The sequence below is a fragment of the Acinetobacter sp. Colony158 genome (assembly GCF_019264745.1).
GTDB lineage: Bacteria > Pseudomonadota > Gammaproteobacteria > Pseudomonadales > Moraxellaceae > Acinetobacter > Acinetobacter ursingii.
Genome location: NZ_CP078523.1, coordinates 435,890 through 462,100, shown reverse-complemented (window position 1 = coordinate 462,100; position 26,211 = coordinate 435,890). Strand labels below are relative to the sequence as shown.

The following is a 26,211-nucleotide window of genomic DNA, read 5'->3' as shown; positions in this document are numbered from 1 at the left end:
TTGCAAAAAGAGGTTTGAACTCTGATTGTGGCCTTAAAGGAAAATGATGATGACACTTGTTGAAACTCTACAACAATTTCCAGTGAAATTTGTCGAGATCGATGGACACAAACAAAGTTATCGTGAAGCAGGCACTGGAGAGCATTATCTGGTGTTACTGCATGGCATTAGCTCTGGTGCGGGTTCGTGGGTCAACCAACTGCAAGATTTAAGTCATCATTTTCATATTATTGCATGGGACGCACCCGGTTATGGTTCGTCCGATGCTTTAACCACTGAGCAACCAAACGCTGAAGATTATGCACAGCGTTTGGCGGGCTTATTTGAACATTTAAAGATTAAAAAGGCGATTGTGGTTGGACATTCACTGGGTGCATTACAAGCAAGTGCCTTTGCGCGACGTTATCCAGAGTATGTCGAAACACTCATTCTTGCCAATGTTGCACAGGGTTATCAGCGTTATCCCGTTGAACAACAAGCCGAAGTTTATAACAAAAGACCAAAAATGCTGGCAGAACTTGGAAATCAGGGTTTAGCACAAAGTCGTGGACCACATTTAACTTATTTGAAGAAACCTCAAACGCTTGAACTGATTGGACAGGTCATGCAAAACCTGAATTTGGAAGGTTTTACCCAAGCTTCTTATTTGTTGGCTCACGATGAAATTCGTAATTATGTAACAGATTTGGCGGTGCCATGCGTGATGGTTTCAGGACTGAACGACAGTATTACACCGCCGCAAGCCATTGCAGCTTTGGCAAAGGAAATCCAGTGCCAAAACTATATTGAAATTGGTGAAGCAGGACATTTGAGCTATGTCGATCAACCTACAATTTTTAACGACATTATTGTGTCTGCACAGCAGCATTGAAACGAGAGAGAATATATGAGCTTCCAAGTAGAAGGAAAAGTAGCGGTTGTCACAGGTGGCTCTTCTGGCATCGGATTAGCTGCGGTTGAGATTTTAGTCGCAGAAGGCGCGAAAGTGGCGTGGTGCGGGAGAGATGAACAGCGTCTTGTAGAATCAAAACTTTATATTTTAGAAAAATATCCGCATGCCCATGTTTTTACACAGGTTTGCAATGTATTGGATAAAGAAGATGTCAAAAACTTTGCTCAAACCGTGAAACAGCATTTGGGCAATGTCGATATGTTGATTAACAACGCAGGTCAAGGACGAGTTTCTACTTTTGAAAATACCCAAGATGAAGACTGGATGAAAGAAATTGAACTGAAATATTTTAGTGTCTTACATCCCATTCGTGCCTTTTTGGATGATCTAAAAAACTCAGCAATTGGCTCTGTAACCAATGTCAATTCATTACTCGCTTTGCAACCTGAACCGCACATGATCGCGACTTCATCAGCACGTGCGGCTTTGCTGAATCTGACCCATTCATTGGCACATGAATTTATTCAATACAACGTTCGTGTTAATTCAATTTTATTAGGCATGGTCGAATCGGCACAGTGGAAACGCCGCTATGAAACACGCTCAGATCCAAATCAATCATGGCAAGACTGGACTGCGAATATCGCAAAAAAACGTGGAATTCCAATGGCGCGTTTAGGTAAACCCGAAGAACCAGCTCGTGCATTGGTATTTTTAGCCTCACCGCTTGCTTCTTATACCACAGGCTCGACCATTGATGTGTCTGGTGGTTTTAACAAACATTTATAAGGTGAATGCAATGAAACAATTGATGATGATTGGTTTTGGCGCAATGGCCTCGGAAGTATATGCACATTTGCCACATGATCTTAAGTTGAAATGGATTGTGGTACCTGAACGTAGTGTTGAAAACGTCAAGCAAAAAGTCGATACCAACATTAAGGTGATTTCTGATGTCAATCAATGTGATGGCACACCAGATTATGTGATTGAAGTGGCGGGTCAGGCAGCAGTCAAAGAACATGCTAAAAAAGTACTGGAAAATGGTTGGACCATTGGTTTGATCTCTGTGGGTACTTTGGCAGATAGCGAATTTTTTACTGAACTTCAGCAAACGGCGGAACAAAATGGCGCGCACTTACACCTATTGGCAGGTGCAATTGCAGGCATAGATGGTATTGCCGCTGCAAAAGAAGGTGGACTTGAAAAAGTCACTTATAAAGGTTGTAAAAGCCCCAACAGTTGGCGTGGTAGTTATGCCGAGCAATTGATTGATTTGGATCAAGTACAAAAAGCCACCGTGTTTTATCGTGGGACAGCGCGCGAAGCCGCGCTGAATTTTCCTGCCAATGCCAATGTAGCTGCAACTATCGCGCTGGCTGGTGTAGGCATGGATAACACGATCGTAGAACTAACCGTAGATCCAGAAACGACCCAGAACAAACATACCATTGTTGCCGAAGGTCGTTTTGGGCAGATGACGATTGAAATGGTCGGTGTTCCGCTTGCATCTAACCCTAAAACATCCACATTGGCGGCACTTAGCGTGATTCGTGCTTGTCGCAATAGTGTTGAAGCCATTCAGATTTAACAAGGATTACTATCATGGTTAAGGAACTTTATATTGCGGGTGAATGGCGTTTGGGTCGCGGTCATGTGATTCAAAGTACATTTCCAGCAGACAATTCAGTAAATGCCGAAATTTCTACAGCAAGTCCTGAAGATATTGAAGAAGCGATTGCTAAAGCAGATCAGGCTTGGCGCGCACCTGAATGGCGTAATCGTATGCCACATGAACGTGCCAAAATTTTATATAAAGTCGCGGATATTATTGAAGCACGAGTGGATGAGTTATCTCAATTACAAACCCGTGATAATGGTAAGCCTTTGGCAGAAACTCGTGGTTTAGTCTTAAGCGCGGCTGCGACAGCCCGTTATGTGGCGGCTGCCTGTGAAACACTCAATGATGAATTGACCACTCAACGTGCGCCAGATTTTATGACATTAAGTGTGCATGAACCTGTAGGTGTCGTGGCTGCGATTACTCCATGGAATTCACCCATTGCCAGTGAAGTACAAAAACTGGCTCCTGCTTTGGCAGGTGGAAATGCAGTGATTTTAAAACCTGCTGAAGCTACTTCGCTGATTGCACTGGAATTGGCAAAGATTTTTGAAGAAGCGGGTTTACCTAAAGGCCTATTGAGCGTCTTAGTGGGGAAAGGTTCAGTCGTCGGTGATGCCATTGTGAAGCATCCATTAGTTCGAAAGATCTCTTTTACAGGTGGAACCACAACAGGACGCCATTTGGCACATATTGCAGCAGCTAAACTGATTACCACATCTTTAGAGTTAGGTGGTAAGTCGCCAACGATTGTGCTCCCAGATGCGGATATAGAGCTTGCTGCAAAAGGAATTGCATACGGCATTTTTAGTTCTGCGGGGCAAGCGTGTATTGCAGGTTCTCGTTTGTTTATTCATAGCAGTATTTACGATCAGTTCCTCACACGTCTGGTGGAAATTACCAAAGGCTTACGGGTTGGGCATCCTGAACAAAAAGATGTTCATATGGGGTCTCTGATCAATCAGGCGCATTTACAGTCTGTCGATCGTTATGTACAACTCGCCAAGCAAGAAGGTGGGGAAGTTTTGACAGGTGGCGAAGCATTGACAACAGGTGAATTTGCCAAAGGTAGTTTTTATTTGCCGACCATTATTACTGGATTGAAAAATCAGGCAAAAGTATGCCAAGAAGAAATTTTTGGCCCCGTTTTAGTGGTCATGAAATATGACAATGAGCAAGATTTAATTCAGCAAGCCAATGATAGTTGTTTTGGTTTGGCGGCAGGCATCTGGACTGAAAGTTATCGTAAGGCGTGGCGGATTTCTCGTGCGCTTGAAGTGGGTACAGTATGGATTAATACCTACAAGAAATTTTCAATTTCAGCGCCATTTGGTGGTTTTAAAGATAGTGGTATTGGACGTGAAAAAGGACGTTTGGGAATTTTATCTTATATGCAGCAAAAAAGCATTTATATGGGATTAAGCGACCAGCCAAATGCATGGTGTGACTGATGATTAAAGTAGAAGATGGTTTTAACGATTTAACCATTTCAATGGATATTAAACAGAATTTAGAGGAAGATTTTCATGACTGAACGTGTCAATGTGGGTGAAGCAATTGCTCGCTTATTAGAAGAACATGATGTAAATAGCATTTATGGCGTGATCTCCATTCATAACTTGCCGATTGCTGATGCTGTGGGTCGCCGTGAAAAAATCCGCTTTGTGGCGGCGCGAGGTGAAGCTGGTGCAGTCACTATGGCTGATGCACATGCACGATTTAAAGGTTTGGGCGTTGCTTTAACCAGTACGGGTGCAGGGGCAGGCAATGCCGTTGGTTCACTCATCGAAGCCATGAATGCAGCCAGTCCTGTGTTGCATTTAACAGGTCAAGTGGAACGGGAATATTTGGATCGTGATGCCAGTTTTATTCATGAAACCAAAGATCAGCTCACTTTCTTACGTGCTTCGAGCAAAGCTGCATTTCGCATTACCAGTCCAGATAACGCGATTGGGGTCATTCGTGAAGCGATTCGTGTCGCTACAACTGTTCCAATGGGACCTGTCAGTGTTGAATTACCAATCGATGTGCAAGCAGCAGAAATTGATTTACCGTTGGATTTAAGTCCAGTGAAAGCGATGCAACTGCCTGCGGTAGATGAAACTCAGGTTCAGTTATTGGTTGATCAAATCAAGCAAGCTAAACGTCCAGTATTTTGGATTGGTGGCGGTGCATTAAATAGTGTGGATGAAATCAAGGCGATTGCAGATTTGGGTATTCCTGTGGTGTCCTCCACCCATGGTCGCGGTATTTTACCCGATGCACACCCACGTAGCTTAGGTGCATTTCATAACTCGGCTAAAGTCGAAGAACTATTAAAAAATGCTGACTTATTAGTCGTAGTGGGTTCTCGTCTACGCAGTAACGAAACCAAAACTTATTCGGTTCAGTTTCCCGAAAATATCGTTCAGATTGATGCCAATCCTGTCGCACAACAACGTAATTACAAAATTCGTCATTTCATTTGTTCGGATGCTAAAGATATTTTGTCGCGTAGTTTGATTCAACTTAATGGTGTTTCGAAAGTTGATGCTGACTATGATCAAGCTATTGTTGATGCTAAAAATGCTGCGGTCGATGCACTACGTAAACAGCTTGATCAATACGCATTGATTTGTGATCACTTACGTGCGGCTTTACCCGAAGATGGTATTTTTGTCCGCGATATTACGATGTCGGGAAGTACATGGGGCAGCCGCTTATTTCCTGTACAAGCACCAAATCGAAATATTCACTCATTGGCAGGGGCAATCGGTTTAGGTTTAGCGCATGCGATTGGTTCAAGTATCGCTAATCCAGACAAAAAAGTAGTCGGTCTGGTCGGTGATGGTGGTTTGATGCTTGGTATCGGTGAAATCGCAACGATGGCGCAGGAAAATACCGATATGGTACTCATGATCATGAACGACGGTGGTTATGGTGTAATGCGCGGTATTCAAAATAACTACTTTGGTGGTCGCCAGTATTTTAATGAGTTACATACCCCAGATTATCAAAAACTGGGTGAGTCGATGGGCGTTAAAAGCTGGAAAGTGGGTAGTGCAGATGAGTTTAAAGCTGCGATCCAAGAAGCCATCGATTTTAACGGCCCTGCGATCATCGAACTCGATATGCATTCTATTGGTCCGTTGAACTTTGCGGGTCCACCACAGAAAAAACTCTATTAAGTTTAAGGGATATTAAATTTCAAAACCTTATAGCAGCATTATTGTGATCTGGCGTTACTTAGGTGCTAAGGCATCTAAGTAAACAACTAAAAATGGTGATGAATAATATGCCATGAGCTAAGGATTGCTCTCGCTTCAAATAGGATCACCAAATTTTTTTAGGTAAAAATCAAAATAAACAAAGTTTTATATATAAAACATGAGTTGTTATTTTTCACTATCAGCTCGTGGCTAAATATTGGGAAGCGATGATGAGAAAAAGTGTAGTTTCAACAATAAGTGTTTCAATTTTCTGCGTAGGTGTTTCGACTGGCTCTTGGGCAGAGGCATCACCACTGGAGTGGAAAAATCAAGATGGTACAGCTTCATTTAAAGTGGGTGGGGTGATTCGCGTGCAGGATCGCTATGAAAGCTGGCCACAAAGTTCCAATCGAGGAATGGGCAAGTTGGATTTTGATGTCCTACGACTTGACCTCAAGGGAACGTATGATGATTTTTATTTAAATTCAAGTTTTTTGTTGCAGGATCAAGAATTTACCTCTATAGAAAAAGCCTATGTAGGATATAAGCTCAATCCTCACAATAGTCTGGAGGCAGGTTTCGTCTATAAACCATTTACCATTTATCCTTATCCGCAAAATGGTTGGACCTATCATTTGCCGTTCTTTTTAGGCTATGGCAACAACATTGCCCCTGGTTTGAACTGGAATTATGATGACAAAAATTGGGATATTAAATTGGGTTATTATCCAAGCATGCTTGAAACCAATATGCGTTATTCTCCAGAAAGCGGCTCTTATGATGATCTGAAAAATACTTTTCCAAATCAGAAAAGCTATCAGAACAAAAAACAAAATCAGGTCAATGCCCGTGTCGTTAAAAAGTTTGATACGACGCTAGGCAAGCAAGAAGTTGGGTTATCAGGGGCTATTTCACAACTGCATAATAAAATCACAGATGATGATGGAAAATATTATGCTTTAGGTCTTCATGCCAATAGCAATCTTAATCGCTGGAACATTCAGGGTTCCATCATTCACTATCAATACGATGCCAAGAATCCAGAAGGGGTGGATGATCGTATGACTTTAATGGGGACCAATGGTCTAACACCTTCTTATTTGATTGCTTCTGAAGGGACTGTTTCGAGTCTCAATGTCTCTTATACCTTGCCAATCAAGGATATGTGGAAACTTAAAGCGATTAAATTCTATAACGACTTTAGTTATCTGGATAAAACACATACAGATTGGTCAGCGTCACAGATGAATACCACAGGCATGATGTTTATTGCATCTCCGTTTATGGTCTGGGCAGATTATACTTGGGGAAAAAATGCCAATATTATTGGAGGTTCGACCAATAGTACGGGCTATACCACAGCAACGTCCTTGAATAGTGATAAATGGTTGTATCGGGTCAATTTAAACTTTGGCTTTAGTTTTTAATTCTTTTATTTCGTTTGTCGCCATAAAATCCAAGAGCGGTTTTATGGCTTTTTAAATACTGGATGATCTCAAATTCATCATACAACATGAGGTTGATTGACTGGTTTTTAGCATATGAATCGTATCGTAATGCGCCAACCATTCACGATGAATGACCTGAAATCCCTGTTTTTGCCAGAAATATTCAGCGGCAGGTAAAAAGGGATGAGTATGCAGATAAAAATGCCGAACATTTTGTCGTTGAGCATATTCAAATAAAGCATGGCAAAGTTGCGATGCTAAACCTTGTCGGCGATATTCGGGCTGTATAAATAGTTTAACCACCTCGACAACTTTCAACGGTAAGTCCAAATTAAAACGATGGTTATAAGCTCGATAAGCCACCATGCCAATAATTGTGTGCTTATCTTTGACCACGAAGCAAGCGCCTTGCGGGTGTTCAAGATAAGTTTGGCTGAAATGAGTCAGATCATGAGGCAGTTCAGATGGATAGACTTCTGGAAAAAGAAGTTGGCGAGTATAAATCGCAAATTGAATTGCTTGATTCACGTCTGCTGGTTGTAAAAGTTCGATGTCTAAAGCCATGAATAGTCTGGCACTACAATGGTTTTGTCCTGAATCATGGCCTCATGAAATTCAACATCATAGACACTTTTTAAAAAGACAGGATCCGTCAGGCGTTGCCGAGATTCAGGTCGAATAATTTCATGTTGACGCATAAAAAACAATTCGTCTGCAAATAAAAATGCCAGATTAGGATCATGCATAATGGCAATCACGGTATAGTTTTGCCGAGAAAGTTGACGTAATTTTTTCATCAAATAAGACTGATAATAGACATCCAGATGATTCGTTGGCTCATCTAGTAAAATTACTTTGGGTGCTTGTACTAATATTCGAGCGATCATCACCAATTGTCGTTCACCGCCAGAAAGTTCAGTATACGCCTGATGTTTTAAATGTCCGATATCTAGCTCTTCCAATGCCTGATCTACCAGATATTCATCCTGTTTGGTGGGGTGAAAATGACTAAACGCAGCACGGCCTGTCAAAACCACATCTTTGACTTTAAAGGGAAAAACGGTTTTGTGAAATTGTGGTAAAAAGCCTAAAAGTTCGGCATGACGTTTGCCTTTATACTGATCTAAACGTTTGCTTTTATATAAAATACTGCCACATTGTAAAGGTTCCAGACCTGCCATGAGTCTAAACAAGGTCGATTTACCACAACCATTTCGTCCCAAGATCACTGAAAACCGATGTTCAGCAAATGTGAGATCGATATTTTTAAGCACCTGTTTTTGCCCATAAGCAAAGTTAAGCTGATGAATATGGATCATGACCAGTTCATCCGTTGGCTTTTCATGAGCAGCAAAAAGAAAGGTGCGCCAAGCAGCATGGTAAAAATTCCAATTGGGATTTCAAAGCTTAATAAAACACGTGAGAAATTATCAATCAATAATAAAAAACAGCCGCCCAATATCATATTACAGGGAATGGTTGCACGATGATCAGGCCCAACTAGTATTCTCACAATGTGGGGCATAAATAAACCATATAAACTAATAATTCCAGCCGCAGCCACAGAAGCAGAGGTGCATAAGGTGACCAATCCAATCAGCAAGATTTGTTCCCCTTTGGGATTGATGCCGACCGCTTGGGCTTCTTCTGTACCAAGTGCGAGCAAGTTGAGTCGCCAACGCATTAAAAATAAGCCCAGAAGTCCGATACAAATAGGCAATACTGCATATTGTACTTTATTCCAATTGGCCTGATGTAAATTACCCATCGTCCATTGCACAATGGCCTGTAATTTAAACGGATCACTAATATATTGAATGATGGTTAATCCTGCCAAAAACAGCCCTGAAACAATCATGCCTGCCAAAATAATCATGACCAAAGAGGTTTGTTGTTCCTGTTTTTGATAGGCAAATAAATAAGTCAGAAGTACCGCAGCAATACCAAAAATAAACGCCAATAAATTAGGTGAATTTAAGTTAAAAGACAAAGCCAGTGCCGCACCAAATGCTGCTCCAGAAGAAATACCAAGTACATAAGAATCCACCAGTGGATTCCGAAATAACGCTTGTAAACCATTTCCTGCGGTCGCCAGTGCCGCACCAACCATAAAGGTAAGTAAAATTCTGGGCAGGCGTACATTCCAAAGAATATTCTGCATCAGAGCATATTGTTCAGGAGCAATATAGCTTCCACCAAACAGACTTTGCCAGAACCAGAGCAGATAATCCTGATAACCTAAAACATGACTTGGCCCAATTAACAAGGAACAAAACAGACAAAGCAGAGGTAAAACGATAAAGCCAGTATATCGAATGACAGGATTTAATTGGGTGATGGATTCAAGACGCATCATCTTCATGGGAGTGTTCAATTTCATGGGGCAATCAGGTCTTGTGCTGCTTTTGAGCCATACAACATACTCAGCACTTGATATTGGGTTTCTTTCATGTTGTCAGATGATTGCACGTCAGTATAAATGTGGTGATGTAAATAAAGTGCAGTCAGCACGATTTTGATGGTATGAGGATTATAGATAAAAGCAGGGCTTAAATTAAAAACTCTACGCTGTTGAACAGACTTCAGCGTTTGTAATTCAGGGCGTTGATAAATCAGTTGCGGATCGGTATTCCAAAGCACGATATTATCAGGATTCCATTCAATCAAGGTTTCTGGGTTGACGTTGGGTTGATTGGTTTTCGTCGAAACAACATTTTTCGCGCCAGCCAATTCGATAAAATCATTGGTAATCGATTGAGTTCCTGATGTCGAAAAAATACGACCGCCCGACCATGCATAATAAATAGTTTGCTGATGGGGTTGTTTTGCAGTATTACGCTGAATCTCTGTTATTTTTTGATCTGAATATTGCAGTATGGTTTTTGCGCGTACTGTTGCATCGGTTAAAATCGCAATGTTCGATAATTCTTCTTTGACCTGAGCATAAGTCGAAGATTCCATAATATAAACTGCAATGCCTAACTTGCGCAGAAGGGCAATGGTTTGTTTTTCTCCTCCACCCATAATGACTAAATCAGGTTGTAGCATTAATAGACTTTCGATATTGGTCGCATTATTGCCTTGAGATGGGCTTTGAATCTGTTTGGCCTGAATGCGTGGGTCTAAAACAGAATATGCGTGATATAACATCGGCTGTTGATAAATTTCTGCAGGAATTCCTACAATTTTATTGCCCTGATTGAGCATATATAAACCATCACAACTCGACTCAAATAAACACACCACACGTTGGGCAGGATGCTCCAACGTAACACGATAACCCGAAGAATCAACAACACTAATACGAGAGTGTGATGGTGTGGTTTGAATCGATTGAGTCTCTAATTGTGGTTTTTGCTCTGTAATGTTTCGGGGCTGACAGGCTGTCAATGTGATTCCCAAAAGTACACAAATACTGAACATGACAACTTTTGGGAATGAAAAATGTGACAAGATCAAATTAGAATGTCCATTGTACCGAGAGTGATGCATTTAACGGATCACCTGGCTGGATCCACAGATCACTATAACTTTCAACATAGTAGGTTTTATCAAACACGTTGTTAATATTGAATTGATAACGTAACTGGCTATTCGGTTCATAATACGCATTTAAATTGACCAATGTATAATCGGGTAATTCAAAGCCTGTGCTTTGTGTCCCATTACGTTTCCCAACATACTGTACATTTGCCCCAACACCTGCTTTTTTTATAGCCTGTTGTAAAAGCACATAATCTAATGCCAGATTACCACTATGGCGAGGAATATTATTGAGCGGAGTTCCTTTGGCAATGGTTGTATCTTTATGAATCTGTGCATCGGTATAAGTATAGTTTGCCATCAAATGCAGTTGATCTGTGAGTTGACTTTGCAAATCTACCTCAATGCCCCGACTTAATGCTTCACCTGCGGCATACTGATAATTTGCATCGCTTGGATTGGTGGTGAGCACATTGCGTTTTTTCATGTGAAATAATGCCAGACTCAATAAGGATGTGTCATTAAACTGATATTTGCTTCCGATTTCATAACTTTCACCCTTTTCAGGTGCAAACACTTGTCCATTGGCATCTGTACCACTGTTCATGGCAAAAGAGCGTCCATAATTCGTATAGAATGACAACTGCTCATTCCATTTATAATTTATACCCGCACGAGGCGAGGCCTGATGAAAGGTTTTATCGGTAGAGGTATTGGCTTTGTAATTATCTAAAGACTGTTTGACTTGGTCGAAACGCGTTCCAACTAAAAGACTCCATTGATCATCGAAGAACATTTGATCCTGAAGATTTAAAGCAAAATAGTCCTGTTGTTCACGGGTATTGGTTTGCAGCCCCATATTGGGTAAATACACGCCATATTGAGGATGATAGACATTGATTTGATTAACGCAGTATCTTGCGCCTGAATATTTATAATCACAACGGAGCTGATATTGATCAGAAGTCAATTGACCTGCTTCAGTACTGATCAGGATCTCATGACGAGCCCAGTCTGTATTCAACTTACCTAAAAGCTCAGCCTGTGCGAGTAGATCTTTGGTGAAATAATCACGGTAACGACGTTGACGATTTAAAGTTTCACCATCTGGTTCAAAAGATTTAGGTTCAGTGGAAAAGCCTTTCATCAATCCTTGTTTATAACTGACGGCACTATTGAGTTTCCATTCATCATTTAATTCATGCGCCAAACGCAGTTGATAAAACTGATCATTCAATTTCATGTCGCCATCGTCTGGTTCGCCTGTAAAGGTTTTGGGACTCATCAGAATCTGGCCTTTATAGGCGCTGATCCCACGATCAAAAGTGCCTTTTTGCTGAGTGATTTCGCTGTCAAAATCAAGTTGAGTCTGATCAGAGATTTTCCAACTTAACTGCGGTGAAAAAAACCAGCGTTCACTATTCACTTCATCACGAAAGCTTTGATTATCTTCATGGGCAATGGCCAAGCGATAAGCAAGTTGATCATTCAGCGGCGCAGTATATTCAAAGCTACCACGATATTGTTGTTCGGTATTGGCGCGTAAGTTGAGTTGCCCTTGCGGCTGCCATTGTGGCTTTTTTGTAGTGATATTGAGTAGACCGCCCATTTCACCACGACCGTATAGCGCGGCGGCGGGGCCTTTTAAGAAGTCCAGAGATTCAATATTGAGCATATCTCGTGGTGCACTGAGTCCACGATTTATACTTAAGCCATTTCGAATACTGGCTGCGCCAAGATTAGGGTCCGTTGCAAAACCACGAAAAGAGTAATTATCCCAAAAGCCACCGCCATAATTATTTTGTGCAAAGACGCCACTGACCAGATGAATTGCATCTTCAATACGTTGACTATCTTGTTGTTTTAAAATGTCCTGTGAAAGATAGCTACGACTAAAAGGAATATCGAAAACATCATGTGCAAATTTACTTGCGGCAGAGGTGGTTTTTTCATCTTCCTGATTTTGATCGGCCTGTAGGGTGATGGTAGAAAGAACATTATTTGGAGAATCGGCCCAACTGAGACCAGAAAGAAAAGAAAAGCCAATAAATGACGACAGCAGACGATATTTATGCTGCATAAACCCCTCGATAAACATGACAAAAAACAACTTTTGAAATAATATAACATTTCAAAAGTTGAAGCTATAACGTTTATGCTACAAGCAAAAAATATTCCACGTCTCCAATCTATCGATGCATTACGCGGTTTAGTGATTATGATCATGTTACTGGATCATGTTCGTGAAACATTTTATTTAGATAAACAGGTCAGTGACCCAATAAATGTCACTGAAACGGAGCCTGCGCTTTTTTGGAGCAGATTTTTGGCACATTTATGTGCACCTGTATTCGTTTTGCTTACGGGAATGTCGGCTTTTTTATTTCAGATGAAAACTCAGAGCATTGAGCAAACCTGTTATTTTTTATTGAAACGTGGTTTGTTTTTAATTTTGCTGGAATTCACCTTGGTTAATTTTGCATGGACAGCCACTTTTCCTCCAGAAGTGATTTATTTACAAGTGATCTGGGCAATTGGCCTGAGTATGGTGATCTTGTCAATGTGTATTGGACTACCTAAAAAGATTTTACTCAGTGTCGGGTTGTTGATCATTTTTGGTCATAATTTGCTAGATCAAATAAGCTTTAAAGATATTCCAATACTTGAACCTCTCTGGTTGATTCTGCACGAGCGGGGCTGGATTAAATTTGAAGGGTTACGAGTCAGAACGTCATATCCCGTATTACCGTGGGTGGGTGTGATTTTAATTGGGTACTGTTTAGGGCAGTTTTTTCAGCCCAAGTTTAATGCGCAGCAACGTGATCGTTATTTGATCTTGATTGCGATGTTGAGCATTGTATTATTTGTATTGCTTCGTTTGCTAAATGTCTATGGGGATGAAGCTTGGAAAAGTTATGACTCATTGACATTGAGTCTAATGAGCTTTTTTAACTTGACCAAATATCCACCTTCTTTATTGTTCATTTTGTGGAATGTCGGGATTGGATTGATCGTTCTGATTGCCTTTGAGCGATGGATTCAAACGCCTTTTTTGAAAGTGCTGGTGGTGTTTGGTTCAGTACCAATGTTTTTTTATCTACTGCATTTATATGTGCTCAAGCTGCTATATATGATCTCTGAACTATTGTGGGGAGCAAATGAATCAGGCTATTTTTCAGTCTCTGGGGTAGCTCAATTATGGATCATCACATTATTTTTGATCTGTCTGCTTTATCCAGTGGTGAACGCATTTTCAAGCTATAAGCATGCGAATAAGCATATTACATGGCTTAAATATTTTTAGTCGATCAATACAATGAGACATTTTATGACAGGACGGAAAATGACCTGTCATAAGGCACCATAATGTTGCCAGCTACCGTTATAAGGAAGTGAATCATAATAGCCTTTGAGCAAGCTAAGTTCATAATATTGAACCGCTGCCAAAGCAATTAGTGAGCATAACAGTACGGCTTTGAGTAAATGAAGTTTTTGCGGGTGTTGGGCAATAGAAGGAATACCGAACAACGTCAAACAAACTGATGGCAATAATACAATTGCTTTAAGATGGGTTAAAAACATAAATCCATAACTATAAATCAGCCCGATGACCAATAGAATCAAACCTAAACCAGCTAGATTACGACTTCTTTCAGATTCACGCAGTGCAAAAATACTCTGAAGTGCAAGCACCACAATAGCAAAAAAATAAAACGGAGTGCCACCAATCATGACATCGTAAGTTGCGTTTAAAGCACAAACGATCCCAATAATGGTGATGATTAACAGATAGATTACAGAATAAAACTTATGCGAAATGCTGTTTATTCTCGCCATATTCATTTTATTCCTCTACGTTTTATGACATGTGTTTAGCATATTCTTTTAAAAATAATCGTTCTATTTTACGCATGTAAATTATGTATAAAGCATGTTTGATTTTTAGCCATAAATGCTATTCAGATCGAGATCATACTGTCGATTTGTGAAGAAAGTGTCTTAAATTTGCTGGTCAGTTTGCGCTTTGAAAGGATGAGTAGCTATTTAACATTCAGGATGCTTTCGCTAATGAACGCTCTAATACGACTATGCCAACAAAATTTTAATAGGACAGATGATGCGCTTTAATAGGCTTGAGTAATAGCTTAGCTTTTTTGAAAGGTATAAAAATGGAATGTAACGGCATCTAAAGTTTAGAGGGAGGGAAATTAATCTATTTATTTAAAATACATTAATTTTTTAGATGACCGCTACATTCCAATAGACGCGTATTCTAGATGAGATGAATATCAATAATCGAATTTTAATTTGAAATGATTAAATTTTTACAATAAATACAAATTATATCAAGAAAATCCTTATTTTATTCATAATCTTGTGAAACTTGAAAAGTGTAGTTTCTTGAGGTTTGGCCTAAAAAAAAATAAAAATGGACATCATCTGATGTATTGATGCGTTGAAATTGTACGAGGTGTACGATAGATGATGCAAAATTTCAATCATCGAACATGGGGGTAGCTTAGTCCGATGATTGATCAGGATGAATTAGGCGCGATGAAAAGGTGCTTCGGAACGTGGCAGAGGGGTTTTATCGCGAATTTGATCTGCAATTTTCTCCGCCATCATAATGGTGGTGGCATTCAAATTGCCCGTAATGATTAATGGCATAATGGAGGCATCGACTACACGTAAGCCTTGCATACCATGAACTCGACCCTGATGATCGACTACTGCCATCTCATCTTCACCCATTTTGCAGCTACATGATGGGTGGTAGGCGGTTTCAGCATGATTGCGTACAAAGTCATCCAGCTGATCATCTGTATTTAACGCATTCCCTGGACTGATTTCTTCACCGCGATATGGATCAAGGGCGGGCTGATGCATAATTTCACGAGTAATACGGATCGCAGCACGAAATTCCTGCCAGTCCTGTTCAGTGGACATGTAGTTAAACAAAATACTTGGATGTTCAAATGGGTCTTTGGATTTCAGTTTGATACGACCACGTGATGGAGAACGCATGGAGCCCACATGGGCTTGAAAGCCATGTTCTTTAACGGCATTACTGCCATTGTAGTTGATCGCGACAGGCAAAAAGTGATATTGAATATTTGGCCATGCAAATTCATCTGAAGAGCGGATAAACCCACCTGCCTCAAACTGGTTACTTGCCCCAATGCCTTTACCTAAAAACAGCCATTCTGCGCCAATGGCAGGTTGGTGATACCATTTGAGCGCAGGGTAGAGCGATACAGGTTGTTTACACTTATATTGCAAATACATTTCCAGATGGTCTTGTAGGTTTTCACCCACCCCCGGCAAATCATGGATGACTTCAATATCCATCGATTTTAAAAAGGTACTTTGTCCCACACCAGAGCGCTGTAAGATTTGTGGTGACGCAATTGCGCCCGCACACAACAGCACTTCTTTATTGGCATAGACTTTTTTTACATCATGTTGATTGGCACCTTGTATATATTCAACACCAATCGCTTGTTTGCCATTAAATAAAATTTTGTTGGTCGTCGCATGGGTCGCAATTGTTAAATTCGGACGATCTTTTGCCATATCCAGATAACCACGCGCAGTACTGGAGCGGCGACCATTTTTGGTCACAGTGCGATCCATCGGGCCAAAACCTTCTTGCTGATAGCCATTTAAATCATCTGTGCGTGGATAACCTGCCTGTACGCCTGCTTCGACCATGGCATGAAATAAGACGTTATTGTCCTGTTTAGGCGTTGCGACACTGACAGGGCCATTTTCACCATGATAATCATTGCCGCCAATATCGCGGGTTTCCGCTTTTTTGTAATACGGCAGACAGTCGGCATAGCTCCAATTTTCTAAACCTTCGAGTTTTGACCAACCTTCAAGATCCATGGCATTGCCACGGATATAGCACATTCCATTGATCAGCGATGACCCTCCCAAACCTTTACCACGACCACATTCCATACGGCGGTTATTCATATGAGGTTCAGGATCGGTCAAATACGCCCAGTTGTATCGGCGACCTTGTAATGGATAAGCCAATGCTGCGGGCATCTGAGTTCGGAAGTCCAGCCGATAATCTGGCCCTCCTGCCTCTAAAAGCAAGACCGAAACATGAGCATCTTCAGTTAAACGCGCAGCCAGTACATTGCCTGCTGAACCAGCACCAATAATAATGTAATCGTAAGATTGAGTTGTCATTACTATTCCTTAATATTGTAGGCGTCAAGCTGCCTGAGCAGCATTGACAGCAGATGTTTTGAGGAAAATAAAAGATAAATACAAAGAGTATAAAATGAGTTAAAACACGCTTTGATAATCACCCAGTTCAACTTGAATCGACTTGGTGCGGGTATAATGATTGAGCGTTGAAATCCCGTTTTCACGACCGACGCCTGATTGTTTATAGCCGCCTACAGGCATTTCGGCAGGGGATTCACCCCATGTGTTGATCCAGCAAATGCCTGCTTCAAGCTGATGAATCAGGCGATGCGCCTGAGAAATATCTTGAGTCACGACACCCGCAGCCAAACCAAAGTTGGTGTTGTTGGCACGTTGAATGGCTTCTTCAATCGTGTCATAAGCCAAAATACTCATGACGGGACCAAAGATTTCTTCCTGTACAATCTTCATATCATCAGTACAGTCTGTAAATGCAGTGGGTAAAACATAAGCGCCTTGTGCCAATGAACCCGTTGTTGCACGTTCACCACCGATGAGCAATTTCGCCCCTTGTTGTTTGCCTGATTCAATATAAGACAAGACTTTTTCCATATGTGGAAAACTGGTCAACGGGCCAAAATTGGTGTCTGCATTTAGTGGATCACCGATACGAATACGTTGAACACGTTCAACAATTGCCTGTTCAAATGCAGACTTTAGCGATTGTGGAATAAAAACGCGTGTACCATTGGTACAGACTTGACCTGAACTAAAGAAATTTGCCATCACAGCAATATCAGCAGCACGATCAAGATTCGCATCTTCGCAAATAATCAGTGGAGACTTTCCACCCAGCTCCATGGTGACTTCTTTTAGCGTGGAACCCGCAGCACTGGCCATGACTTTTTTGCCTGTTTCTACACCACCCGTAAACGAAATCTTCTCAATCACAGGATGTTCAGTCAGCCATTGTCCGATTTCACCGCCAGCGCCTTGCACCACATTAAACACGCCAGCCGGAAGACCTGCCTCGGTATAAATCTCTGCGAGCTTTAAGGCTGTGAGCGGTGTTACTTCACTCGGTTTAAAAATCATGGCATTGCCCGCAGCAAGGGCAGGGGCAGATTTCCAAAGTGCAATCTGGATGGGGTAATTCCATGCGCCAATACCTGCAACCACACCTAAAGGTTCACGGCGAGTATAGAAAAAACTGCTTTCACGTAATGGAACCTGTTCGCCCTGAATTGCAGTCGCCAATCCTGCGTAATATTCAAGTACATCTGCACCAGTGACAATATCCACTGTAGAAGTTTCGCTCAAAGCTTTGCCTGTATCCAGTGTCTCTAAATGAGCCAGTTCATCATTACGTTCACGTAAAATATCGACTGCACGGCGCAGAATGCGTGAACGTTCAACCGCAGTTTTGGCTGCCCAGATTTTCTGACCTTCAGTTGCACTTTTTACCGCAGCTTCAATATCTGCTTGAGAGGCTTGTTGAATGGAGGCAATGACTTCACCTGTTGCAGGGTTGAGGCTATCAAATGTTTTGCCACTGCTTGCATCTGTATATTGTCCATGGATATATAAACGATGAAGTTTTACATCACTCATTTTGTCTCTCCTGCCTTGTGTGTTTCATCAGCTTGAGCTGTGTATCGACATAGTCATAAGCAATCGAACGTGCCATTGTTGCATCAAATTCTGTATCGCCATTTAAACTTCCACGTAACCATAAACCATCAATCAAAGCGGCAAGACCACGAGCCGCGATACTGGCCTGATCTTCGGGAAGTAATTTCAGAAAATGAAATTTCAGGTTGGAATACAAGCGTTGATCATTAATGCGTTGTAATCGTCCCAATGCTGGCATATGCATACTGGCCGACCAAAAATCCAGCCAGATGCGCATCGCTCTTTGATTGACCTGACTAATGTCAAAGTTTGAATCAATAATCGCTTTAATCATGTTCTGAGGGTCAGAGTCGCTGAGTTCTGCTTTGTATTGAGCGGTTTTACCTCGTAATACATTCAGCATTTCCAACATACAGGCATTAATTAAACCCTGTTTATCACCAAAATAATGACTCACGATCCCCACTGAAAGTTGGGCTTTTTTTGCAATTTGAGCAATGGTGGTATTGGATAATCCCACTTCATAAATCACGTCATAGGCGGCGTTGATAATTTCTTCACGGCGCACATGCTCAGGTTTAACTTGGCGTTTGTTCATGTATGTCCTTAAAAATATAAGGTTTTGCTTCAATCAGTTGGTTATAGAACATGATCGCATTTTTTTATCATAACGCTTATTGATTGAACGTTCAATCAATAAGCGTTATGATTGTATCGTAAAATTGTTGCAACAAGGTATGGAAGAGGCAAAGAGTTATTTTTAAATATGTGGCAGTCGATGATGTTGCTTTGACGCGATGTTCGATTGCGCATCTCAAAAAAAATCCTTTGCATTTTCTATACATAGAATATCTGGATTTGTAAATGCAGATATCCAATCATGGAGTCAATCGGTGGCGATATCGTAATTGAAGAATCTATTACAAGCCTACATCCTGCTGTGGTCTAAGCTTGAATGGATTAAGTCTATTCACTGATATTGAGTATTTAACTTTTTTTAATTTTCTAAAATTTACTTGAGGATTGTATGGCAACAGATAATCCAAGAGCAGTCGATGATCAAGAGACTCATCTAAAAGATCGTTTAAATCGTGTGGTCTTTTATGTTTCTGCCCTTATTATTTTAATATTTTCACTGACCACGATTTTATTTAATGACTTTGCCAATCATGCATTAAACGCAGTTTTAGGTTGGGTCAGTTCAACCTTTAGCTGGTACTATCTGCTGGCTGCCACCTTATATATGGTGTTTGTGATTTTTATCGCCTGCTCACGTTATGGCAATATTAAATTGGGTCCAAAACATTCCAAGCCTGAGTTTAGTCTACTCAGTTGGTCTGCCATGCTGTTTTCTGCGGGCATTGGTATCGATTTGATGTTTTTCTCAGTGGCTGAACCATTATCGCACTATATGCATCCGCCAGTGGGAGAGGGGCAAACCTATGAAGCTGCACGTCAGGGCATGGTCTGGACACTCTTTCATTATGGCTTAACAGGCTGGTGTATGTATGCCCTCATTGGGATGGCACTGGGCTATTTCAGTTATCGCTATAACTTGCCACTCACCATTCGTTCTGCCTTATATCCAATTTTTGGTAAAAAAATTAATGGGCCGATTGGTCATAGTGTGGATACGGCTGCGGTGATTGGAACGATATTTGGTATCGCAACGACTTGTGGTATTGGTGTGGTTCAGCTGAATTATGGCTTACACGTTTTATTCGATTTACCTGAAAATTTATGGATTCAAACTGCGCTCATTTTAGTGGCGGTCATTATCACGATTATTTCGGTCACGTCTGGTGTCAATAAAGGCTTAAGAATTTTATCTGAGATCAATATTTATGTCTCGGTTGGGCTGATGCTGTTTATTTTGTTTTTAGGCAATACCGAATTTCTACTTAATGCATTAGTACAAAATGTCGGAGATTATCTCAGCCGTTTCCCAAGTCTGGCGCTGGAAAGTTTTGCTTTTAATCAACCTAAAGAATGGATGAATAGCTGGACGCTGTTTTTCTGGGCATGGTGGGTGGCGTGGTCGCCATTTGTGGGGCTATTCCTAGCACGTATTTCACGCGGTCGTACCATTCGTGAGTTTGTGTCAGGAACCCTGATTATTCCATTGTTATTTACTCTCACTTGGTTATCTATTTTTGGGAATAGTGCATTACATAATGTCATTTTCGACGGCAATATTGCGCTGGCTGAAACGGTACTATCTAATCCAGCACATGGTTTTTATGACTTATTGGCTCAGTATCCGTGGTTTCCGTTTATTGCAGGTGTTGCAACCATTACAGGCTTACTATTTTATGTGACATCCGCGGATTCGGGTGCGCTAGTACTAGGTAACTTTACCACGCAATTTACCAATATTGATCATGATGCGCCGCGCTGGCTCAGTGTGTTTTGGGCTGTTGCGATTGGTTTGTTGACTTTAGCGATGCTCATGACCAACGGCATTACCGCGCTACAAAACGCCACCATTATTATGGGACTGCCGTTTAGTTTTGTGATGTTTCTGGTGATGGCAGGTCTTTATAAATCTTTAAGACTTGAAGATTATCGGCAAGCCAGTGCCAGTTTAAACGCTGCCCCTGTCGTCGGAAACGTAGATATTTTAAATTGGAAAAAACGTTTGTCCCGAGTTATGCACCATCCAGGGACATTTGAAACCAAAAAAATGCTGAATGAAATCTGTCGTCCAGCGGTTTTGGCGGTGACTGAAGAGTTGCAGAAACGCGCTGTTCAAGTCGATGTTACCGAAGTTCCACTTGAAGAAGATGCAGAGTTGTATCATCTGGATATCACTATTCATCTGGAAGAAGAACAGAACTTTATCTATCAGATTTGGCCTGTACGCTATATCGCGCCAAATTTTAGTGAGCGTGGCAAGCGTGGAAAACAGTTTTATTATCGTCTGGAAACTTATTTATATGAAGGTTCACAGGGCAATGACCTTGTAGGTTATACCAAAGAACAGGTCATTAATGACATTCTGGATCGTTATGAACGACACATGACTTTCTTACACATTAATCGGATTAGTCCCGGTAATCGTCCGCTTTTTCCAGATCCTAAAGCCTAGGAGAGCAGTTGAATGTTAACGCCGTATATTCATTCCTTTGCCTTGTTTTTTTCTTTGCTCAATCCTTTTTTGATGAGCATTTACATGATTGGCATGATCCGAAATTCGGAAGCCAAAGTATTTAACAGGGCACTGATTCAAGGATGCGTGATCGCTTTCGTGGTATTTATGCTATTTGCATGGGGAGGCGAAACCATCTTTAGTAAATATCTCAATGTACGTTTTGAGGCTTTCCAGATTTTTGGCGGACTCATCTTTTTGGTGATTGGCTATCGCTATGTGTTTCAGGGTGCGGATACCATCGGCGAGATGCGCGGCGCGCCTGAACATTTGGCAGGCACCATTGCCATGCCATTTATGATCGGACCAGGAACCATTAGTGCGGCTGTTGTGACTGGTATCGGTTTACCGATTGGTGGAGCAGCAGTGATTATCGCATTCACTCTTGCCATTACCTGTAGTCTATTAATTCTGATGAAATTTGCGCACGATCATTTACGCTATAAACATGCTAAATATATCGATCGTTATGTAGATATTGTCGGGCGGTTGTCTGCCTTACTCATTGGAACCATTGCAATTGATATGATTATTACAGGCATTGTTGGAGTGATCCGAGATATTCCTGTTACGGGTTAAAATGTAAAACTCAGGTTGTTATATTTTCATACTGACCTGAGTTTTATTTTAAAACAGCGTTGGTATTGATAGCACTATTTAGGCTTTGTTTAGAATTAAAAAGTTTTGATCACGGATCAATCGATTATAAGATTTTAAAGTTACTTTAATGATTAGACTTGTTTCATAATGATTTAAACCTTCTTTATTTTTGGACTGTAGGGAGAAATAAAAGAACCGTATGAAAGGAAGTTGGTTATAAGTAATACTCATTTTCAGTTATATTAAATAATCCGTTGATTTGCCGCTCTAGACATTTTTTTCTTAGCAAAAAGGGATCATAATAAGACGCTTATGTTATTGTTTCATAGAGTCCGTTAAATGTCTCCATTAGATCAAATTACTCAGGCTTCGGATGAGCAAGCCGAGTTGGCAATGTCAGTGCTAATGACTCCTGATATGGCAAATTTTTCAGGAAATGTTCATGGTGGAACAATTTTAAAACTGCTTGATCAAGTCGCTTATGCTTGTGCAAGTCGTTATTCAGGCAGCTACGTGGTGACTCTATCAGTAGATAAAGTTACGTTTAAAGAGCCAATTTATGTGGGCGAGCTGGTCACTTTTATGGCTTGTGTGAATCATGTGGGTCGAACCTCAATGGAAATAGGGATTCGTGTTGAAGCACAAGACATTCGAAAAAGAACGATTCGTCATACCAACAGTTGCTACTTTACTATGGTAGCCGTTGACGAAAACGGTAAACCTCAACAAGTCCCTTGCTTAAAACTGGATAATGATTTGAAGCGCTGTCGTTTTGAAGCAGCAGAGCAAAGAAAGATTCACCGTTTGCAGCAAAACACCCAGCCTTCTTGCAGTATGTATCGTAATACCTGATTGTTTCTAATCTGTTAAAATTTAATAACTAAGTTTTGAACAATAAAAAAGACCGCAAAAGCGGTCTTTTTTTGACGTTGAATTTTCGCTTGAAAATTAACGTTTGATGTCGCGCTGAGTTTCGCCAGTATAAAGCTGACGAGGGCGACCGATTTTGTAAGCTGCGCTGTGCATTTCTAACCAATGGCTGATCCAGCCTACAGTACGAGCAAGAGCAAAAATAACCGTAAACATGGTCGTTGGGATACCAATCGCTTTAAGAATGATACCTGAATAGAAGTCTACGTTTGGATACAAGTTACGCTCGATGAAGTACGGATCAGAAAGCGCAATGCGTTCAAGTTCCATGGCAAGAGCAAGTTGTGGATCGTTAATACCCAATGCAGCAAGCACTTCGTCACAAGTTTGTTTCATGACTTTAGCACGTGGATCGAAGTTTTTATAAACACGATGACCGAAGCCCATGAGTTTCACTTCTTTACGTTTTACTTTTTCCATGAATTCAGCAACGTTTTCTACGCTACCAATTTCATCAAGCATTTTCAGTACTGCTTCGTTCGCACCACCATGCGCAGGACCCCAAAGTGCAGAGATACCAGCAGAGATACATGCGTATGGATTTGCACCCGTTGAACCCGCTAAACGTACAGTAGATGTAGACGCATTTTGTTCGTGGTCAGCATGTAAAGTAAAGATACGATCCATAGCTTTAGCAAGCACAGGATTAACTTTGTAATCTTTATCAGCAGGAGTAGCAAACATCATGTATAGGAAGTTTTCAGCGTAACTTAAATCGTTACGTGGATACATAAATGGTTGACCTACAGTGTACTTGTAGCTCCATGCTGCAAGAGTAGGAATTTTAGCAATTAAGCGAACCGCTGTAATTTCGCGATGATTAACATCTTCGATATCAAGCTGGTTATGATAGAACGCAGATAAAGCACCTACCACCCCAACCATGATTGCCATTGGGTGTGCATCACGGCGGAAACCATTATAGAAGCGACTAACTTGATCGTGAACCATCGTATGGGCACGAACTTTTTTGTCAAAATCTTCTTTTTGCTCTTGGTTTGGAAGCTCACCATTGAGAAGAAGGTAGCAAGTTTCCAAATAATCTGTTTGCGTTGCAAGTTGATCAATTGGGTAACCGCGGTGTAACAAAATACCTTTGTTACCATCAATGAATGTGATCTTTGATTCACAAGAGGCAGTCGCCATAAAACCAGGATCAAAAGTAAAGTGACCTGAGGCCAATACATCTTTAACGTCGATTACATCTGGGCCCAATGTGCCGCTGTAAATTGGTAATTCAATTTCTTTGCCATCAAGCTGTAATACGGCTTTTTTGCCAGTTGCTTCAGACATTCAATAGATCTCCTGTCCTGGTGAATGTTAATCTGACTCGAAGTACTAATCTTTTCATTCGCGAATCAGACGGGGTCAAAAATTGCTATAAGATTAGAGGCTACTGTGATTTTGTCAATCATACTTATGGATGAAAAACACTTGATCCATAGGGAGATATTCCATGTGCATTACTCAGAAAAAACTGAATAAAATCACAGTCTCGACGGGCTATAATAAGTCAAATTTATGACGAGGTGCAGAAAAAAATCAGTCCTCAGGAGTAAATTGTAAGCAAATTTATTATGTGCTAGGCAGTTTTTTAATCTGAAACAAAATGCCAATTTTTACTTAAAATGAATGAAATCCGATAACTTAGCTTTGCATTGAGTGGGCTTTTATCAGTGTAAATTCCACTACTAAAAAAAAGTAGATATTAAAAAATAGAAGTTTAATTGATTAAAAAATAGCTTGTTGAGTGACCGCTTTTGCTTGGAAATGCGTCCTAATACGAGACAACAAGCAGTTTTTCTGAGATATTTTACTGATTCGATGGTATTCAATCACAGTTTGTTTTCTAAGTTATACACAGAATAAGTCGCTCTTTCTCATACGATTGTGGGGTCAAAAGTATGAAAAAGAAGTTTTGTATTTTTAAAGAAAATATGGCGAGGTTAAGAAAAAAGTGTGTTGAATATTGGAAAATGAATAAAAAAATCATATAGTGAGATTTTGATTAAAAAATAATTTTCATCTTTAGTCTAACTCGCTTATAGACCACTGAAAAGTAGCTCCGAAATTAAAATATTATGGTTAATTTATAAAAAATAAGGACATAGCTGAAAGAGGTGATAAGTTGATGTTGCTAAATCTCACGTCATATCTGTGAATGATTCTTATTTAATGATTTTTTTAGAAAAAAGCCAAATGTGATCGTTTGTATTTTGATATATGACGATTTATAATTCGGTGTCGTTTATTAAGTTTAGGCATTTGCTTGCCTGACAATGCCAGCTTTCCTTCGAATTAATTCCAACAAACTCCGGCTGGAGTTTTTACCTACAGGATGCCCGCTGTGAAAAGCAACAGACCTGTCAATTTGTCCATGGGTCAGGTGTTAGCGGTAAACTTACGCTCACCCGTGGCTATTGCATCAATCTTACACCGTCTCTCTGGTGTGATCGTATTCTTATTAATTCCCGTTCTTTTATGGATCCTAGATAAATCTTTATCTTCACCAGAAGGATTTGAATACGTTAAAAATGTCGTTTTCGGAAACTTTTTCGTACGTTTCATCGTATGGGTATTTGTAGCGGGTTTGATTTTCCACTTTATTAATGGGATCAAACACTTACTTGCTGACCTTGGTTTTGCTGAAGAACTACAAAGCGGTCGTACTGCAGCTACAATTTCATTGATCTTGTCTGTGATTGGTATTCTCGCAGCATTCGTATGGATTATGTTCTAATGAAAAGTGCTACAGGTTTAACAGGTTCAGGTTCTCGCGATTGGTTTATCCAGCGTGTTAGCGCAGTCGTGTTAGCGGTTTATACCGTGGTGATTTTGGGCTGGATTTTGCTTCATGGTGGTTTTAACTATGAACAATGGTCTGGCTTTATGATGACCCTACCAATGAAAATTTTGTCTTTACTTTCAATTTTATCATTGGCTGCACACGCGTGGATTGGAATGTGGCAAGTATTTACTGACTATGTAACTACTCGTCAAATGGGTCCTTCAGCTTCAGGTTTACGTCTGGTACTTACATCGGCTGTGATTATTGCAGTGTTTGTATTTGTGATCTGGGGAATCCAGATTTTCTGGGCGAATTGATA

The 26,211-nt window shown here is 40.6% G+C and carries 22 protein-coding genes; 12 read left to right on the top strand and 10 right to left on the bottom strand.

The features are described 5' to 3' along the window. Positions 1-46 precede the first annotated feature (46 nt). The 6 genes from JR005_RS01535 (at position 47) to JR005_RS01510 (ending at position 7,128) form a co-directional block, all read left to right on the top strand. A complete protein-coding gene (locus JR005_RS01535) occupies positions 47-871 on the top strand; it encodes an alpha/beta fold hydrolase (RefSeq protein ID WP_218665779.1) in 825 nt (274 codons plus the stop codon). Between the two features lie 15 nt (positions 872-886). Continuing rightward, positions 887-1,681: an SDR family oxidoreductase gene (locus JR005_RS01530; protein WP_218665463.1), complete on the top strand. Its 795-nt coding sequence runs from the start codon at positions 887-889 to the stop codon at positions 1,679-1,681. 10 nt (positions 1,682-1,691) lie between these two features. Further along, positions 1,692-2,483: an aspartate dehydrogenase gene (locus tag JR005_RS01525; RefSeq protein ID WP_218665462.1), complete on the top strand. Its 792-nt coding sequence runs from the start codon at positions 1,692-1,694 to the stop codon at positions 2,481-2,483. A gap of 14 nt (positions 2,484-2,497) precedes the next feature. Beyond that, positions 2,498-3,964 carry an aldehyde dehydrogenase gene (locus JR005_RS01520; protein WP_218665461.1) on the top strand — a complete coding sequence of 489 codons (1,467 nt, stop codon included), beginning with the start codon at positions 2,498-2,500 and terminating at the stop codon, positions 3,962-3,964. Between the two features lie 75 nt (positions 3,965-4,039). Continuing rightward, the gene (locus JR005_RS01515; protein ID WP_218665460.1) at positions 4,040-5,680 is read left to right on the top strand and encodes a thiamine pyrophosphate-binding protein; all 1,641 of its coding nucleotides are present in this window, start codon (positions 4,040-4,042) and stop codon (positions 5,678-5,680) included. Between the two features lie 251 nt (positions 5,681-5,931). Then, positions 5,932-7,128, top strand: coding sequence for a hypothetical protein (locus tag JR005_RS01510; protein WP_218665778.1), 1,197 nt, complete (start codon positions 5,932-5,934; stop codon positions 7,126-7,128). Between the two features lie 51 nt (positions 7,129-7,179). Here the strand turns inward: JR005_RS01510 and JR005_RS01505 are convergent, their stop codons facing one another. From JR005_RS01505 to JR005_RS01485, 5 genes are read right to left on the bottom strand one after another with little or no spacing between them, the layout of a single operon-like run. Continuing rightward, positions 7,180-7,713 (bottom strand): GNAT family N-acetyltransferase, encoded by a 534-nt coding sequence (locus JR005_RS01505; RefSeq protein ID WP_218665459.1) that lies wholly within the window; start codon positions 7,711-7,713, stop codon positions 7,180-7,182. Further along, a complete protein-coding gene (locus JR005_RS01500; RefSeq protein ID WP_151839041.1) occupies positions 7,704-8,468 on the bottom strand; it encodes an ABC transporter ATP-binding protein in 765 nt (254 codons plus the stop codon). The genes JR005_RS01505 and JR005_RS01500 overlap by 10 nt, the downstream gene beginning before the upstream one ends. Next, positions 8,465-9,502, bottom strand: coding sequence for a FecCD family ABC transporter permease (locus tag JR005_RS01495; RefSeq protein ID WP_151839052.1), 1,038 nt, complete (start codon positions 9,500-9,502; stop codon positions 8,465-8,467). The genes JR005_RS01500 and JR005_RS01495 overlap by 4 nt, the downstream gene beginning before the upstream one ends. A gap of 23 nt (positions 9,503-9,525) precedes the next feature. Beyond that, the gene (locus JR005_RS01490) at positions 9,526-10,641 is read right to left on the bottom strand and encodes an ABC transporter substrate-binding protein (RefSeq protein ID WP_151839042.1); all 1,116 of its coding nucleotides are present in this window, start codon (positions 10,639-10,641) and stop codon (positions 9,526-9,528) included. Then, positions 10,610-12,712, bottom strand: a complete 2,103-nt coding sequence (locus tag JR005_RS01485; protein WP_151839043.1) for a TonB-dependent siderophore receptor — start codon at positions 12,710-12,712, stop codon at positions 10,610-10,612. Before JR005_RS01485 ends, JR005_RS01490 begins: the two co-directional genes overlap by 32 nt. Positions 12,713-12,787: 75 nt before the next feature. Between JR005_RS01485 and JR005_RS01480 the strand changes: the two genes are divergently transcribed. Beyond that, positions 12,788-13,936: a DUF1624 domain-containing protein gene (locus JR005_RS01480; RefSeq protein ID WP_151839044.1), complete on the top strand. Its 1,149-nt coding sequence runs from the start codon at positions 12,788-12,790 to the stop codon at positions 13,934-13,936. 47 nt (positions 13,937-13,983) lie between these two features. On the opposite strand, the gene JR005_RS01475 is transcribed toward JR005_RS01480, so the two are convergent. The 4 genes from JR005_RS01475 to betI all read right to left on the bottom strand — a co-directional run bounded on the left by JR005_RS01475 (position 13,984) and on the right by betI (position 19,024). Further along, positions 13,984-14,475 carry a hypothetical protein gene (locus JR005_RS01475; protein ID WP_151839045.1) on the bottom strand — a complete coding sequence of 164 codons (492 nt, stop codon included), beginning with the start codon at positions 14,473-14,475 and terminating at the stop codon, positions 13,984-13,986. A 702-nt stretch (positions 14,476-15,177) separates the two neighbouring features. Further along, positions 15,178-16,833, bottom strand: a complete 1,656-nt coding sequence (gene betA / locus JR005_RS01470; RefSeq protein WP_218665458.1) for a choline dehydrogenase — start codon at positions 16,831-16,833, stop codon at positions 15,178-15,180. Between the two features lie 99 nt (positions 16,834-16,932). Next, positions 16,933-18,405, bottom strand: a complete 1,473-nt coding sequence (betB, locus tag JR005_RS01465) for a betaine-aldehyde dehydrogenase (RefSeq protein WP_218665457.1) — start codon at positions 18,403-18,405, stop codon at positions 16,933-16,935. Then, positions 18,398-19,024, bottom strand: a complete 627-nt coding sequence (betI, locus tag JR005_RS01460) for a transcriptional regulator BetI (protein ID WP_005003004.1) — start codon at positions 19,022-19,024, stop codon at positions 18,398-18,400. The genes betB and betI overlap by 8 nt, the downstream gene beginning before the upstream one ends. Before the next feature lie 429 nt (positions 19,025-19,453). Here betI and JR005_RS01455 point away from each other — a divergent pair, with 429 nt between their 5' ends. From JR005_RS01455 to JR005_RS01445, 3 genes are all read left to right on the top strand, one after another. Further along, positions 19,454-21,514, top strand: a complete 2,061-nt coding sequence (locus JR005_RS01455) for a choline transporter (protein ID WP_151839048.1) — start codon at positions 19,454-19,456, stop codon at positions 21,512-21,514. Between the two features lie 12 nt (positions 21,515-21,526). Continuing rightward, positions 21,527-22,153: a MarC family protein gene (locus tag JR005_RS01450; protein ID WP_151839049.1), complete on the top strand. Its 627-nt coding sequence runs from the start codon at positions 21,527-21,529 to the stop codon at positions 22,151-22,153. A 360-nt stretch (positions 22,154-22,513) separates the two neighbouring features. After that, on the top strand, positions 22,514-23,026 hold the full coding sequence (locus JR005_RS01445) for an acyl-CoA thioesterase (protein ID WP_004990728.1): 513 nt from the start codon (positions 22,514-22,516) through the stop codon (positions 23,024-23,026). A gap of 96 nt (positions 23,027-23,122) precedes the next feature. Here the strand turns inward: JR005_RS01445 and gltA are convergent, their stop codons facing one another. Then, complete coding sequence (gltA, locus tag JR005_RS01440; protein WP_004990720.1) at positions 23,123-24,397, bottom strand: citrate synthase; 1,275 nt, start codon at positions 24,395-24,397, stop codon at positions 23,123-23,125. Positions 24,398-25,442: 1,045 nt separating this feature from the next. On the opposite strand from gltA, the gene sdhC reads away from it, so the two are divergent. Both sdhC and sdhD read left to right on the top strand, forming a co-directional pair. Then, entirely contained in the window at positions 25,443-25,844 is a 402-nt protein-coding gene (gene sdhC / locus JR005_RS01435; RefSeq protein ID WP_010588832.1) for a succinate dehydrogenase, cytochrome b556 subunit, read from the top strand. Continuing rightward, complete coding sequence (sdhD, locus tag JR005_RS01430) at positions 25,844-26,209, top strand: succinate dehydrogenase, hydrophobic membrane anchor protein (RefSeq protein WP_004996249.1); 366 nt, start codon at positions 25,844-25,846, stop codon at positions 26,207-26,209. Before sdhC ends, sdhD begins: the two co-directional genes overlap by 1 nt. Positions 26,210-26,211: the final 2 nt, after the last annotated feature.